The sequence below is a fragment of the Nostoc sp. UHCC 0251 genome (assembly GCF_034932245.1).
GTDB lineage: Bacteria > Cyanobacteriota > Cyanobacteriia > Cyanobacteriales > Nostocaceae > Nostoc.
Map to the genome: position 1 here is coordinate 57379 of NZ_JAYGHD010000286.1, position 16313 is coordinate 73691.

11 protein-coding genes are annotated in these 16313 nt (G+C 41.5%); 1 reads left to right on the forward strand and 10 read right to left on the reverse strand.

What is annotated here, in order from left to right; translation table 11 throughout:
- Window positions 1-120 precede the first annotated feature (120 nt).
- The 9 genes from VB740_RS18595 to fdxB form a co-directional block, all read right to left on the reverse strand.
- Window positions 121-5619 carry an AAA family ATPase gene (locus tag VB740_RS18595; RefSeq protein WP_323201417.1) on the reverse strand — a complete coding sequence of 1833 codons (5499 nt, stop codon included), beginning with the start codon at window positions 5617-5619 and terminating at the stop codon, window positions 121-123.
- A gap of 206 nt (window positions 5620-5825) precedes the next feature.
- Window positions 5826-6308 carry an ArsC/Spx/MgsR family protein gene (locus tag VB740_RS18600; RefSeq protein ID WP_323201418.1) on the reverse strand — a complete coding sequence of 161 codons (483 nt, stop codon included), beginning with the start codon at window positions 6306-6308 and terminating at the stop codon, window positions 5826-5828.
- A gap of 75 nt (window positions 6309-6383) precedes the next feature.
- A complete protein-coding gene (locus VB740_RS18605; protein ID WP_323201419.1) occupies window positions 6384-6995 on the reverse strand; it encodes a cupin domain-containing protein in 612 nt (203 codons plus the stop codon).
- 5 nt (window positions 6996-7000) lie between these two features.
- Window positions 7001-7174 carry a hypothetical protein gene (locus VB740_RS18610; protein WP_323201420.1) on the reverse strand — a complete coding sequence of 58 codons (174 nt, stop codon included), beginning with the start codon at window positions 7172-7174 and terminating at the stop codon, window positions 7001-7003.
- 164 nt (window positions 7175-7338) lie between these two features.
- Window positions 7339-7824 (reverse strand): hypothetical protein, encoded by a 486-nt coding sequence (locus VB740_RS18615; protein ID WP_323201421.1) that lies wholly within the window; start codon window positions 7822-7824, stop codon window positions 7339-7341.
- A gap of 135 nt (window positions 7825-7959) precedes the next feature.
- Window positions 7960-8559: a heme-copper oxidase subunit III gene (locus VB740_RS18620; protein ID WP_323201422.1), complete on the reverse strand. Its 600-nt coding sequence runs from the start codon at window positions 8557-8559 to the stop codon at window positions 7960-7962.
- A gap of 427 nt (window positions 8560-8986) precedes the next feature.
- The gene (gene ctaD, locus VB740_RS18625) at window positions 8987-10675 is read right to left on the reverse strand and encodes a cytochrome c oxidase subunit I (protein ID WP_323201423.1); all 1689 of its coding nucleotides are present in this window, start codon (window positions 10673-10675) and stop codon (window positions 8987-8989) included.
- A gap of 154 nt (window positions 10676-10829) precedes the next feature.
- The gene (locus VB740_RS18630; RefSeq protein ID WP_323201424.1) at window positions 10830-11819 is read right to left on the reverse strand and encodes a cytochrome c oxidase subunit II; all 990 of its coding nucleotides are present in this window, start codon (window positions 11817-11819) and stop codon (window positions 10830-10832) included.
- A gap of 499 nt (window positions 11820-12318) precedes the next feature.
- Window positions 12319-12612: a ferredoxin III, nif-specific gene (gene fdxB / locus VB740_RS18635; RefSeq protein ID WP_069068483.1), complete on the reverse strand. Its 294-nt coding sequence runs from the start codon at window positions 12610-12612 to the stop codon at window positions 12319-12321.
- A gap of 942 nt (window positions 12613-13554) precedes the next feature.
- Here fdxB and VB740_RS18640 point away from each other — a divergent pair.
- Complete coding sequence (locus VB740_RS18640; RefSeq protein WP_323201450.1) at window positions 13555-15144, forward strand: helix-turn-helix domain-containing protein; 1590 nt, start codon at window positions 13555-13557, stop codon at window positions 15142-15144.
- Window positions 15145-15286: 142 nt separating this feature from the next.
- Here VB740_RS18640 and VB740_RS18645 read toward each other — a convergent pair whose 3' ends face one another.
- Window positions 15287-16264 carry a sucrase ferredoxin gene (locus VB740_RS18645; RefSeq protein WP_323201425.1) on the reverse strand — a complete coding sequence of 326 codons (978 nt, stop codon included), beginning with the start codon at window positions 16262-16264 and terminating at the stop codon, window positions 15287-15289.
- Window positions 16265-16313: the final 49 nt, after the last annotated feature.

Genomic DNA, 16313 nt, shown 5'->3' on the forward strand with positions numbered 1-16313 from the left:
AATGGAAGTGAGGTCAGACTGTAGACACCAACAGCAAGGTTCTTGCTCAATACTTGTTGGGTTTTGGGGAAAGGGGAAAGAAAAAACCTTTTCCCAAAACCAAATTCCAGTTTAAAATCCTTAACCGAACAGTATTGGGTTCTTGCTGACTTCCTGGCAAATTGGAATGCGGATTTGAAACTCTGCTCCCTCGCCTGGTTCTGAGGTGCAAGAGAGTGAACCACCATGTTTTTCGGTGACAATTTGGTAGCTAATCGACAAGCCCATACCTGTTCCTTTGCCCACAGGTTTTGTGGTGAAGAAAGGATCGAACAGGCGACGACGAACAGGCTCTGGTATACTTAGACCATTGTCTGCAATCCGAATTTCGACTTGATGAGCATCAATTTGTTCAGTGTAAATAGTAATGTTTGGAGTTGTTATTTGTCTTTGATTTCCTGCTAATGACTCTTCCAAAGCATCGATCGCATTACTCAACACATTCATAAACACTTGATTTAGTTGCCCTGCATAGCATTCCACTTGGGGCAGCAAGGCATAGTGTTTAATCAACTCGATACCGGGACGATCTGATCTTGCTTTGAGGCGATGTTGCAGAATCATGAGAGTACTGTCAATGCCATCATGAATATTAACGGCTTTAATCTCGGCTTCGTCCATGCGTGAGAAAGTTCGCAGGGAAGCGACAATTTGCCGAATTCGGTCTGCCCCAACTCGCATAGAAGACAGTAGCTTAGGCAGGTCTTCTAGCACAAATTCTAGATCGATCGCCTCTGCTTCTTCCTGAATTTCTGGATGGGGAGATGGGTAATGTTTCTGGTAAAGTTCCAGCAGTCCCAGCACTTCTTGGGTGTAGTTGTTGGCATGGGTCAGGTTGCCAAAGATAAAGTTGACCGGATTGTTGATTTCGTGGGCAACCCCAGCTACCAGTTGCCCTAAGCTCGACATTTTCTCGGTTTGCACAAGATGAGCCTGAGTTTGTTGCAGTTTGTGCAGAGATTTTTCGAGTTGTTCGGCTTTTTCTCGCTCTCGCGTTTCGGATGCTTGCAAAGCTTCATTTTTAGCTTCGAGTTCTTGTGATTTAGCTTCTAGCTGTTGCGAGTAAGTTTGTAGGTTGGTGTAGAGACGGGCGTTGTCGATCGCAATTGAAATTTGTGCGATCAACAGACTCAGCACATTCACCCTTTCAGGGGTAAAAGCACCAGAAATGAGATTATTTTCTAGGTAAAGAAGACCAGTAAACTTGCCAGAGTGAATTAGTGGTAGACACAAAATCGATTTGGATTGGTGAGTGGCAATATAAGCATCAATCGCAAAGCGGGAGTCTTTCACAGCCTCGTCTAAAACCAGTTTGTCTTTGGTTCTTTCGACATAATTCAATAAAGCGATCGGGAGTAAAGGTGAATCAGTTTTATCCTGCCAGTTAACCACAACGTTAACGTTCTTACCTTCAACCATTCCTGATGCTTCTAGCATCCATTGATTCTCGTGCTTGGCAATAAAGTAACCTTGTTGAGCGCCAGCATTTTCGATGACATTTTTCATCAATTTTTCAAGCAAGCGACTCAGCACCATTTCTTCTGACAAGACTTGTGAAGCTTTCATCACCGTCATCAAATCGAGAATTTGAGTGCTTCCGGTAATTGTAGAGCTTGTTTGAATAGTATGCAGGTAATTCGTTTCTAGTTTTTCTGTGTTTGATTGCACAATTAATTGAGGATAGCGTGCTTCCAAATCTTTGACTTTAGCGATCGCACCCCAATGGCTATAGGCGTAGTAAGCATTTGTCATATAGGTTTGAGCGATCGCTTCTTTACCCCATGACAAATAGAATTTGGCAGCGAGTTCGTGGGCAATGGCTTCTTCGTTGATGTACTCGTTTTGTTTAGCAAGTGCGATCGCGCGATCGTACATCTCGATCGCTTCGATTTTTTCGCCTAAAACCCGATGCCGTTCTGCTTCTACTAGATAGAATTTGTGTAAATGATTCATTGGGGCATGATGTGCCCATTTTTGCATTTTTTCTTGATTAGCTTGGACGCGATCGAAAATTTCCTTCCGCTCTGGCTCTTGGCGATCGGAATACACTGCTAACCGTGCTAAAGAATCGTAAAAATGGAATAGAGGAACAAGAGGCAATCCTACCACTGCGTCCAAATATTTCTCTGCTATGACAGTATTTTCAATCGCTTCTGAGTAATTTTCAAACCAGTAACTAAGTAAAAGTTTGTTCCAATATATGTAGGCAACTCCCAATCTATCGTTCGCTTGCTCGTGCAATAGAAACGCAATCTGCTCATCGCAGGCTTCACCCTTTAGAATGCAGGGATTTTTGCTTTTTCCGAGCAGATTTAATGTAGCCTGCCGATAGGTTTCTAGATAATGAAGCGGTGTTTCTTGCTTGATTTTATGAATAGCATCTCTATTGATTGCCATCTCTCTTTCAAGGACAGTCAGTTCTTTGCCGCTAAAGTAAGCGAGATAAGAGTACATTAGTAGACCATAAGCAGCAAATTCTAAATCACCTGTCTCCAGTCCGCTAGAGTAAACAGACATAAAAGGTTCTAAGGTTTCTCTCAGATGATCTTTCCAAGGTCGGATAAATGTATTTACTATCAGGAGTGTCTTGGCTTTGATTTCTTGAGCATTTAACTTTGACACTAGAGTTAAAGCCAATTGACCGAACTGATAACCTGAATCAATATTTCCTACAACTCCGCAAAGAAGAAGACCATAATTGGCATAAGCAAAGCCAGAAACAGAAGCATTACCATATTGAACGGATAAATTTACTTGTTTGCACACCGTCAATGGAACCAGTGCTGGCGCAGCCATGTATGCAGGAGCAAAGATACTTGACATGAGCCTCATGGCTGCTAATTTATAGCGATCGCTCATTTGAGGCAGGTCGATTAAATCCTCAATTCGCTTTCCACTCAAAATTGCCGCAGTTTCTCCTAGTGCCTGCCCAATGTCTGACGCGTTTGGCTCTTGGGGAAACTCCACCCCTAAGAGCTTTAAAACTTGTAGCCCCGTATTAACTGCTTCTAGCAGCCTGTTTTGCCCTATGTAAGCTTGGATCTGGACTTCATACACATTCACTTTGTCCAGCAGCGTTTTGGCGCAGTTTTGTACTATCTCAACGAACTTCTGCATTCCTTCAAAATCACCGTTCAAAAAAGCTGCCTCTGTTGCTTCCTCATGCAGTGCTAATGTTAGGTCATACTGACTTTCCCAGCTATCTTCTGCTAACAAATCTAAACCGACTTGCAAATATTTGATGGCAGAATCGTGCGCTGTAGCTGCTTTCGCTCTTTGACCTGCGATCAGATTGAGTTCAGCAAATTCATATTTTTCTGTTTCAAATGTCAGTAAATCAGCACCGTAATTGAGTTGATTAACTAAAGCAAATATATTTTCTTTGCGTTCTTCTAATGTAGTATTTAGCAACAGTAATTGACCAATCTTCAGATGCGTTGCTTTCTTCTGCTCATCAGGAATCAGAGAATACGCTGCTTGCTGTACTCGGTCATGTAAAAACTTGTAATCAACCTTGACATCTGTTAAGGTAAAGCCGCTTGATTCCTCCTGATTAAACGCTAAGGGAATTTTGTAATCCTGATTTAATGGCAGAATTAACCCAGCTTGAAGCGCAGACCACAATTGCGCCGCAGTCGTTAGAGAAGATGCTTCGTTAACGATCGCTAATACATCTAAGTTAAACGTGTTGCCAATACAAGCAGCGAGTTTGAGTACTTGCTGCGTCTCTAAAGACAGTTTACGAATATTTCTCGCCGTCAGTTCAACCACATTCAGGTCAGTAAGACCAATCGCTTGAATATGTTGGATATTCCACTGCCATACTCCTGAATGGAACTCATACGATAACAAGTCTTCCTGGTACAAGGTTTTGAGCAGTTGCGTTAAGAAGAAAGGGTTTCCTCCAGTTTTGTGGAACAGTAATTCTGCTAATGGCTTGCTGGCCTCTGTGTCATTCAACGTATCGCTAACTAATTCTTCCACATCTGTTAACTGCAACGGTGACAAGACGATGTTATTCAGTGCTGCACCTGCTTTTTGAATCTTGTCCAAACTGAGCATGAGCAAATGGGTGGGCGACACTTCATTATCCCGATATGCCCCGATTAACAATAAATATTTGCGGTCGCTATCCGTCATCAATAGCTCAATTAAGTTCAGGGATGCCGAATCTGCCCACTGCAAATCATCAAGAAACACAACCAAAGGATGGTCTTGGCTTGTGAATACGCCAATGAATTGCCCAAAAACACGATTGAAACGATTTTGAGATTCAGCCGCACCCAATTGTATTACGGGTGGCACAGTTCCAATGATTAGTTCGACTTCGGGAATCACATCGATAATAACTTGCCCATTCTCACCCAATGCAGTTAGGAGTTTCTCTTTCCACACTTGGATTTGGGCTTCGCTTTCGGTGAGTAATTGCCCAATTAAAGATTGGAACGCCTGAATCAAAGATGCATAAGGAATATTGCGCTTGAACTGGTCAAACTTGCCTGCAATGAAATAACCTCTTGCTCCTACAATCGGTTTATGAACTTCATTGACGACACTCGTCTTTCCAATCCCCGAATAACCAGAGACAAGCATGAGTTCGCTGCTACCACCTGCCACACGCTTAAACGCAGCCATCAATGTTGCTACTTCTGCTTCGCGTCCGTATAGCGTTTGCGGAATCAAAAAATGCCCAGATTTGTCTTGTCTTCCCGGTACAAAGTTTTCAATTTTTCCAGTTGTATGAAGTTGAAACAAGCATTCCTCTAAATCCGCTTTTAGTCCCCAGGCGCTTTGATACCGCTCCTCTGCTGTCTTCGCTAATAATTTTAAAATAACTGCACTAATTGCCTCTGGCACATCTTCCAGAACACGACACACGGTTTCGCTACAAGGTGCGGCTGGTGTTTTGGCAATGTGACAGTGGATCAACTCCATCGGATCAACAGTTTGAAAGGGCAAAATACCCGTCAGCATTTCATATAAAGTGACACCCAGCGAATAAAAATCGGTGCGATAGTCAACCGCCCGATTCATTCTGCCCGTCTGCTCAGGCGACATATACGCAAGCGTACCTTCGAGCAAATTAGGATTGCTCAAGGTGGGATTTTCTTTATCAAGGCGTGAGGAGATACTGAAGTCAATCAGTTTGGCTTCGCCAGAATCGGGATTAATTAAAATATTGTCCGGCTTAATATCTTTGTGAATAATCTGTTGGGCGTGCAGTTCTCCTAAAATATGTGCTAGATTAATCCCCACCTTCAGGAAAGTAATCAAGGTGGTTGTTTGAGTTGCAATCAGTTCTTGGAGCAAGCAACCTGGAATGTCTTCCAAAACCAAAGCCAGCCCATGCTGATAATTCTTTAACTCGTAGGCTTTAACAATGCCAGAAATTTGCAGAGGCTCAATAATTTGATATTCGTGGCGCAGTCGCGCAATGTCTTCTAAGAGTGGATGTTCGCACAGGAGAGTTTTGACAATGACAGAGACGTTATCGGTTTCTCGCCGTCCACGATAAATGACGGTTTTACTACCGGAGTGAAGAGTTTCGAGGAGTTGATAACCAGATAAAGTAGCTGTCATTGTTTTGTCTTGCAATATTAAGCATACTTACTATGCCCATGCAAGTTTAGCTTTGTAACATTTGTGACAAAAAGCAGGATTATTTCACGAGATGTTACAAAGACTAATTCACTCCAAAGTTGCATGTTGGGACTTGAGGCCATTGTTGCATCTCAAGTCCCAATAATTCAGGTTTTAACAGATTGCATCACTGCCAAAATCCTGTACTAATGCTTACATTTACCCTGCTTTTGGTGTCCATGACCATGTTCATGATTATGATCTTTACCGTGGGAACAGCCTTGCAAATCTTGCTTCATAAGCTTGTCGCTGATTTCTTGCAAGGATTCATCCACAGCTTGTAAGCCAATCCAAGCATCAATCTTTTGTACATCAAATCCTAGCTCGCGCTGTTCGCCTACTTCTAACAAAGGACGGCGAATCAAGAGTGGCTCTTTCAGCATCAGCGCCAAAGCGGTTTGTTCATCGACTTTTTCAGGAACCACCTCACCAGATTTTACCTTGGGGGCGGAAGGATTAAACCATTCGGCTACGGGGCGATCGCCAAAAAATGAGCGCAACCTTTCAACTGTCCAAGGTTCTGTTAGCAGGTTGTATGGTATCACCTCATGACCAGCAGCTGTTAGCAAAACTTTTTGCTTAGTACCACCTTTACAGCCTGGTTTGCTATAGAAACTTACTCTTGCCATGCAACTCTCTCCTAATTACTCAATTGTTTGTAGTTGGCGCTTTAGCGCTAAAGCGCCAACTACGAACCGATGAAATTAAAAATTCCTAGCCTTATGGGTAACTGAGTCAAACTCAAATCTCTCATTCGGATCAGTTTCGCCGTAGACATTAAAAGTCACAGTTGGTTCATCACCCACCGCTTCTACACTGTGAATTGCATCGGGAGTGAAGCTAATAATATCCCCTGGAGATAGAGTTATCTCTCCCGTCCGTTCAATTTTGTCTTGGAATTCTGGGCTATTAGTGCGTCGCCAAAAAGTATTTTTTTCCTCACCTTTTAACACCGCCACTATTCCCCATGTCCCATGATTATGAATTGTTGATCTGGTTCCCGGTGCAAATGTTACTGTTTGCACCGTCAACGGAAAACCTAATTCATCGTATAGGAGTAAAACAGAGGTTCCCGTTTTGGGCGAAGGCTCTAAATTTTGACTTCGCACCCAGTAGGAATTTACTATCAAGCGCCTTACGAGCATTCGGATTTCTGGCAGTCGACTAGCTTCATCATCCACACTATTGAGAACATCTTCCACCTCAGTTAAAAACCGATAAAGGCGGTAATTTTCTCTCAATAAATCCCATGCTCTTACAGATTTACAGGCTTGATACTGACCGTCCCCTGTTAGCAGCCAATCCCTACCTTTCATAACTTTTAAATTGATAGCTGAGAAGATTGGATGATCAGGATTGGAGAAATATTAGGAATCTTATTATCTCCAGGAAGTTTAGTAGGTATGGTGATCGCAGGAAAGATAGAGTTGCTATCAGTAGCTGCTCCTAATAAGGAGTAAGAGGAATATGATGTGGTAGATAACCAATTGTTCATGATTGTTCACTAAAAGGGAATTGGGAATTGGGAATTGGGAATGAGGAATTGGGAATGGGTTATTCTCCTTGTGTCCTTGTCTCTCTTATCTCCACACTCCTTACAGACGCGATGAATCGCGTCTCTACAAGGTACATTGTCTGGTCGAGATGGGCATTGACTGATTAATCATCTTCTTCTGCTGGACGTGTCAAAATATCCAGGAGAATACCGGCTCCAAAATCATGCTTTTCGTCTATTTCTTTGACTTTGGCGCTGATTTCTTTTGCTTCCTCAATTGCTCCTAACTTTGCTAGTACTAATCCAGAAGCAGCGTAAGCATTTAAGTACAATCGAATTTGTGAGTCCTCTTTGCGATTGATTAATATAGGCTTAAGTTGCTCCCAGTCATCAGGCAAGTTTTCTATTTCTTTAATTTTATCTAATAATTTAACTGTTGTTTGTAATGCAAGAGAATAATTATTTTTATAATAGAAAAATCTATATGCTGCTACCAAGACATCTGTATGATCACCAGTTTGTGCTAATGCTTGTTGAATATATTTTTCTGATTCTGATGTATTTTCCCAGGTTTGTGCAGCTAAAACTAATAGATTTTTGATGTCCTCTGGAACCTGGAACCATGAAAATTTATTTGCATCAAGTTGCATAACTAACTCCTGAATGGAGATAAGGAGGATCAGGGATATGAGGCAATACGGTTCGGTTAAGGCAAGAGACCCGATAAATCGCCATTATTGTAGAGACGGCGATTTATCGCGTCTTTGCTTTGCCCAATGCCCAATTTAAAACAAAGTGAGAACGTACACCAAGGTGAAGAGAACAATCCAAATAATGTCTACGAAGTGCCAGTAAATTTCTGTCATTTCGATGAAAGTATGATTGCTTGCAGAATATTCACCAGGGAGACGCGATCGCCACAATGCACGTAATATCAATAACAGTCCCACAAAAACGTGCAAACCGTGGAACCCAGTCATGATATAAAAGCAGTTGGCGAAGACGTTGGTAGTCAGACCATATCCTAAAGTTGAGTACTCATAAACCTGACCACCCAAGAAAATTGCGCCCATAATTGCAGTAATTGCATACCACAGTTGCATTCCCTTGACGTTATTCTTTTTAATCGCCGTATCACCGAAATGGATGACGAAACTACTAGACACCAGAATAATGGTGTTAATTGTCGGCACAAGTAGTTCTACTTCGCTTCCTTCTGGAGGCCAAACTGCTGTAGTACCCCGGAAAAATAAATAGGTGGCAAAAAATCCTCCAAACATCAGGGATTCAGAAGCAAGGAACGTCAACAGTCCCCAAACTCTTAAATCTGGATGTTCTTCGTGTCCTGCACTGTGATCTTCGCTCGTGGTTGTAGCTATAGTCATAGATTTTTTGACAATATTATCCACTGTGTCTGTTGTGGAAGGTTGAATGAAGAATGAAGTGTGAAGCGGCAAAATTTTCATTCTTCATCCAAAATCCTTGTTTAACTTATACCAATTCACGAAAATCCTGATACATATAGATTTCTTGTAAGGGCATGGTATTGCCATGCCCCTACTAACGTATTTGTATCGTCATTAAAGTGAAATGGTATTAACTCTTCACTTGTTCAGGAATTCTCACAATTCCAACTTCCGAGTTCTGAGGCTCAAGTTCCGAGTTCTGAGGCTCAAGTTCCGAGTTCTGAGGTTCAAGTTTCGAGTTCTGAAGCTGAAGTTCCGAGTTCCAAGCTTGAAGTTTCAAGTTCTGAAATCAAATAACTAGAAATTGCAGCCAGCTTAAGAGCGATCGCATTACTCAGTCTACTACCTAAGCACTAGCTTCCGGCGTTGCAGATGGCTGTACTTCTGTACTATGACCATGACCGTAGTCATAAGGGCCATGAGTCACAACCGGCAACACTTCCCAGTTTTCAATTGCGGGTGGTGAGCTAGTTGTCCATTCTAAAGTCAAAGCTTGCCAAGGATTATCACCAGCCAAAGGCCCTTTCAGCCAACTGTAGATCATGTTGATGGCGAAAGGAATTACCGATATCCCCAAAACAAATGAACCAAAGGTACAAATTTGATTGAGGTCGATAAATTGGGGGTCATACATTGCCACTCGTCGGGGCATTCCTTTCAAACCCAACTCGTGCATGGGTAAAAAAGTTAGATTAGTGCCGATAAAGGTAAGGGCAAAGTGAATGCGTGCCAAGCTTTCATTCAACATTCGTCCGGTCATTTTGGGGAACCAGTGATAAATACCTGCGTAAATACCAAATACGGAACCGCCAAACAGAACGTAATGGAAATGTCCTACTACATAATATGTGTCGTGGACGTGAACATCAAAGGGAGCTGTTCCCATCGTCACACCGCTTAAGCCGCCCATGACAAACATGGACAACAAGCCAATGGCGAAAAGCATCGCACCTGTGAAGCGGATTTTACCACCCCAAAGGGTAGCAACCCAGGCAAAAATCTTTACGCCAGTGGGAACTGCAACTATAAGAGTAGAGATAGTGAAGAACATCCGCATCCAACCGGGTGTGCCGCTGGTAAACATGTGGTGTACCCAGACGAACAAACCGACAACGCAGATGGCTACACTAGAATAAGCGATCGCTTTATAACCAAAAATTGGCTTACGCGAGTGAACCGGAATTACCTCCGACATGATGCCGAAGATGGGCAGAATCATTAAATATACTGCCGGGTGAGAATAAAACCAGAACAAGTGTTGATAAATTACAACGTTACCGCCTGCATCTGGTTTAAAGAAGGAAGTGCCAAAGTTGAGGTCAAACAACAGCAGAACTAAACCGGCTGCTAATACAGGTGTGGAGAGAAGCGCCAGGATGGAGGTTGCCAAGATTGCCCAACAAAATAGGGGCACTTGATCCCATTTCATGCTGGGAACCTTCATCATCAAAATGGTGATCACAAAGTTCAGCGAACCCAAAATTGAAGAAGTTCCCACCAAAACGATCGCAAGTATCCACATAGTTTGAGCGATTGGCGCTGTCACCAAACTCAAGGGTGGGTAAGCTGTCCAACCAGATTGCGAACCGCCAAAAATGAAACTACCTAATATCAATAATCCGGCTGGTGGGTTTAACCAAAAGGCGATCGCGTTCAGCTTCGGGAAAGCCATATCCCTAGCACCGACCATCAACGGCACCAAATAGTTACCAAATCCCCCAATGGCGCTAGGGACAATCCACAGGAAGATCATAATCGTCCCGTGATTGGTCATGAAAGCGTTATACAGATTGGGGTCGAGTACGTCTGCATCTGGTGTTGCTAATTCGACACGCAGAGCGATCGCCATCAGTCCGCCGATGAGATAGAAGACAAACGCCGTCACCAGGTATTGAATACCAATAACCTTGTGGTCAACATTAAATGTAAAGTAATCCTGCCATTTCCACGCCTTCGGATGGGAGGAGTGGCCAGCCACCATTTCCGGTTTTTCTTCTTCTGGTGGAGTATTCCGTGGGAATTCTACCTGCGTCATATTTTTACCCTTTGTCGTTTGTCATTTGTCATTTGTCCTTTGTCCGTTGTCCTTTGTCATTTGTCCGTTGTCATTTGTCAGTTGTCATTTGTCAGTTACCAATGACTAATGACTAATGACTAATGACCAATGACCAATGACCAATGACCAATGACTAATGACCAATGACCATTGACTCCAGAGTTGCTGCACTAATTCCCATATCATGGGTGTGAGGAGCGAGAAACTCTGATGTTGATAAGTCGGCTGGATTAACTGCAACAACTTGGTTGAAATTCTGCTGTTGAGCAATCTGGTTTTCTGTCCGCCAGCTCTCATATTCTTCCGGTGTGTGGACAATTACCTGTGTCCGCATTGAACCGTGATAACCACCGCACAACTCAGCACAAACTACGGGATATGTACCTGGTTTGGTGGCGACAAATCGTAGTTCGGTAGGGATACCAGGAAGTGCATCTTGCTTCAAGCGGAAGTTTGGCACCCAGAATGAGTGAATTACATCTTGTGCTGAAAGGTTGAGTTGGACATCAGCACCGACGGGAATATGCAATTCCCCAGAAGTAATGCCACTATCAGGGTAATTAAATAACCAGGCGTACTGTATGCCTTTGACATCAACAACTAAGTCGGCTGGTTTATTTAAGGTTTGAGGAGACGCGCCAATACCAATTGTGGGGGCGATCGTTGGAGCAGCTGTTGCTTCAGAGGTATCGCTAAGTGTAGCTGCAAGAGCCGTTCCCGGCTGATGGGCAACATGAGCTGCTGAATGAGGATGACCCGCAGGCTCAAAGCCGCCCATTTGGTTAAAAACATCTACGCTGTAGATGCCCAAACCGAGGACGATCACTGTTGGAATTGCTGTCCAGAAGATTTCTAAGGGAACGTTACCTTCTATTGGTAAGCCATCGGTATCATCACCGCGACGGCGACGAAACTTAACCAAAAAAATTAGAATAGTTCCTTCTACCACCAAAAATAGTGCGATCGCAATGGTAAACATGACGTTGAAAAAACCGTCTACCAAAGGCGCTTGTAGCGATGCTTGCACCGGCATTAGAGTGTGGTTTTGACCAATCCAAATGCTGATTGCTGTAACTACTATCCCAGCAACCAGAGTCCATAGTGAAACAGGAACTTGTTGCATATATGCTACCTGTGTAAACAGTCTTTAAAGGTGTGATTTTTTGGGTTTTAGATATTAGGTATTGGGCACTCAGCATTTTTATCTCTTGCCTATTCCTCATTCCCTATTGCCTATTCCCCATTCCCTTTTCACTTATTAACTTTCTAACGTGCAGCCATAAAAAATGGGGGAAACTTCCAGATTTTTTCCATATCTTTCCCCCAGAAACTTACAAATTATATTTCAACTCCTATGAAAAAGTTAGCCCCCTGCTCCCAGAAAGAGCTAGTTGTTCCAAGAGGGCACTGTTAGACCTAATATTGATTAGGCTATATTAGCAGCAAGTTTAAATTTGTTAATAGCTAACACTTTACGATTTACGGATTTGTTTACTGTGAACTTTTTATTAGTTCTGGTAAATAATTAATATTCCCCTCAAATTACCTTGCCTAGCGTATTTACGCTTATTACAAACAGTGCCTCCTTGAATGAACAACAATTTTGACTAACTCCAAAAATCTTAATTGTTTAATACAACATGGGTGTAGCAATTCTTGGGGCAAATCCGTGAACACGCTTCACAACCAATACAATTTTCTGGAGAAGTAACTGCCATTACTTTCCGTTCAATTTCTTCGTCATCTTCATCTTCTACAAATTCGCCTTCTTCGTTGAGCGCCTTCAAACCTAGCACATTGTAGCCGCATACTTTAACGCATCTGCCACAGCCGATACATTTATCCTTGTCAATTTCTTGAGCAAATTTTGGTGTCCAAGCCTTACCGCCAAATGTCAAACCTGTTAGTTGTGCCATGAATAATTCCTCAGCAATTTTGCCTGTCAAGCTGTTTGTACATTAATCATCATATTATCCTAATATTTTCTCCTTTTGGTATTTAAAAATTACTTTTTCATCATCAGATTTCGATGACTTTGAACACAATTGCATATTGTTTTTTATTTTAAATAATAGATGAAATTTATTGCCAATAATTATTATGCATATTTGGTTATCAACCTAACCTTTCAGCCCTCAACACTTGTATAGAAGGGGGAAAATTAAAAAGCTCTCTCTTTGTAGAAAGAAGGTTTTCAAGATAATAATAATGATATTGTTTTTCAAATGTATTTAGATTTAGGCAATTAAATATAAACAAGCTGTATACATATATACAAATCAATATGTTCATTAGTTACAATTTGATATATGCAATATGTATTTTATAAAGCAACAATTTCTAACCTAATTTGGATTCAATTATTTAAGTAAATGATGACAAAACTATTTTTATTTCAATTTCACATAAAGAAACCAAGTTGATTTATGAAGGAACTGTAAATTTGATGGCAGAATATTATCATGCCTTAAATATTAAAATTATTAATAAATCAGATGAAGTCCAATTCTAACAAGCTTAAATATGTCCTAAAAACACTTTATGTCCAAATCTAAAATGTTCATTAAATACCTAATTAAATAAATGTTAAGATTTTTTTCTAAGCTCGACACGAACAAATTAATCATTTTTTTCATGAAATGTATAGTTAATAAAGAAGTTTTATCAAGCTCGGTTTTAAAGCTTTAAATAGCTTCCAATTGGATGCGAAGTCAAAATATGGATGTGGGGAGTGAATGTGGTGAGAAAAGATTCTTCTCGCCAGAAAAATGATGTGGTAGCGAGTCATGAATAGACAGGACTCATCCAGGGGAGACCTGAGACAAACATCTCAACGATTAGAGTGGGAAAAGAGCCAAATGCCTTATACAATTCCTAACAACAGTTGCGTTGGATGTGACAACTGCCGCCCCCAATGTCCTACGGGTGCAATCAGAATAGAAGACAATGAATACTGGATTGATCCTGGTCTTTGTAATAATTGTGAGGGCTATTATTCCGAACCGCAATGTGTAATAGCTTGTCCAACTAATTCTCCCATTCCTTGGCAGTCTAAAAAGGGGAGATGCAAAGTGGAACCAAGAGATGCTACCAGTTTAGATTTGTTTTCTAACGGCAAGAATAACCCATTTGCTTCAGCGATCGCTATTTGGGAAGCTTGTAATGTCCTGGCGCAACGCACATCTTTACATTGGGAAACTGATGAAGAAGGTTATCTATGTTACAGCCGACAAGTGAATCAAGGCCGAGGTGCGATCGCTTTTCATATCCAAGATCCCTTCAAAGTTAACGACAAGGCCACAGATATAGCAGCAATTGAGGGGCTTGACATCAGAGCCGCTTGCATACATCTAATTTTTGCAGGTTATGCCACAGCCTTAGAGCAACCTTGGGAGCAAGAATTTGCGATCGATGAGCGACAAATCGAGAAATATTTGGGGATGGAGAAACGCAAAGACTTGAGCAAAGCTGCCAAGCTAGCTTTAATGAAAAATATCGTTCAGCAAGCTTGCTCCCTAATTATCTCCATTGACTGGCCCCAACAAGGTCGAATTAACGGATTCTCTCTTGTTGGCAGCCGCTTATGGCATTTAGTAGATATTCAGCACCACTTTCAAGAAGACAATCTCGGATGCAAATATCTTATTGGGCTAACTTTTAAAATAAAAGCAGGCTTATGGGCACAATATTTCTTAAATAAACAAGCGTGTAAAGAGCGAACCGCATTCTATCAATACGGTAGTCTCCCCAAAACACTGCTAACCACAGTCATGAGCATTTGGCAGCAACATGAAGGCGCAGTCCGACTAATGCTGTGGTTGCTGTTTAAAACCAAAATGGGCAAGGAACAACGCATTACTATTCCTACCTTGCTGCGTATTGCTTACGGTGAAGAAAAAGTCGCCCTTGCATCCAGACAACGCGAAGAACGCAAACGTCTGCTGCGAACTTTTGAAAGCGATTTGGAAATTCTTAATCACTATGGAATGAAGCCACTTTTCGATCCAGTTACCTACCCACCAGAAATTCAACCTTTGTGGGCAAAATTAATCGATCTTCCAGAAGATCCAGATGAAGCATTGGAATTTTGGACTAATGACGGTGGTGCTGAAACTCGCCTCACAGACACAGGCCCCCGTGGTAAGTGGAATCTCTTAATGAATGCGCGGATTTTGGCTTTTGAACTCCCACCAGAATGGGAACAGCAAATCTCAGAATCAGAAAAAAAGAAAACAAGAACTGCTAAAGCCAAAAGAAAGCCTAAAGCTACAAACGATTTGCTGGGTGAACAGATTTTGCAAGCGCGAAAAAATTTGAATCTCTCCCAAAGAGAATTAGCAAAACTTACAGGTAAAAGCCAAAGCTGGATTAGAGATATCGAAAATGGCCGTTTAAAAGCCAAATTAGAAGACCAAATACTTTTACGAAGAGTCTTAAATATGACTTAAAACGCAGAGAAACGCAGGGGGAAACGCAAAGGTACGCAGAGATTTTGTTACGAACTTGTGCAGGGTTATACTAAATACAGTAATACTCCGCGTACCTCTGCGCTTCCCTTTGCGTCCCTCTGCGTTTAAAAACTCTCCTCTTTTAAGTACTATAACTCATCACCTTACTAGAACTAATCCAAAGACTACCCACAGCATATTTAGTAACTACCAACTCTCGTGTAGCATTGCATGAACTCTTCAGTTGTTGAGTCTTAGTTTCATCTCTCACAAGTTTAGCCTGGTAAGTGTAGAGAGAACCAGAAGGTTGTTCAAAACTTAGCTCACCCAGAATAGTATTATTATCTAAACTTTGCTCCAAAATTTTGCCTGCAACTTTGTAATTAAACCAATCCCATCCATTACAAAGCATTAGTTCCCTTTCCAAAACCTGAAGTGCAGCAGGTAGAATTCCCCAGCCTCTATAGACTTTATTTAAGCATTGAATATCACCAGTACGAGTCAAAATTGATCTAAATGAATCTATATCTATACGACCGTAATATCTTCCTTCTGGTAAGTCTATAATTGTTGGTGCAAACCGATGTCCACCAAAGTGTGATGATTTCCAAATTCGCACATTATCTAAGCACAAATCAGCATTCCTTGATGTTACATTGAAGTAAAAAGGAGCGCCATATCTGGCACAACATTTATCATGGCTACCGTGGGTACAAACTAAAATATCTTTAGTTTCGGTGGTTTCTATCTCAGAATTAGAATTGATACCCCATAACCATTTTTGAACAACCGCTGCTACTTGCTCAATATTTGCTAGCTTAAACTCTTGCTTATGGTATCCATTACTTAGACCCTCTTCTTTTTGATAAATCAAAAGCGTAGTGTGATTTACCTTGTGTGATACATCATTAGCAATTAAGAGGAATCTAATTGGTAGTTTAGAACGCTTCACTTCCTCTACCAAAACCCTCAAATTCTGTGGAACCCATTTGGAATCAAATGCTTCTGATGTCCAAGGTAAAGGACACTCAACTAAAATATAAGTTTGATAATTGGTGGCGCTACCAATAACATCTTCTCCTACTTGCCGTGAATCGTCAGAACAAAAAAAAGTATTCATCTCGCTGTACTCATTAGCGTATTTTATGGACAAAAGGTATTACAAAATA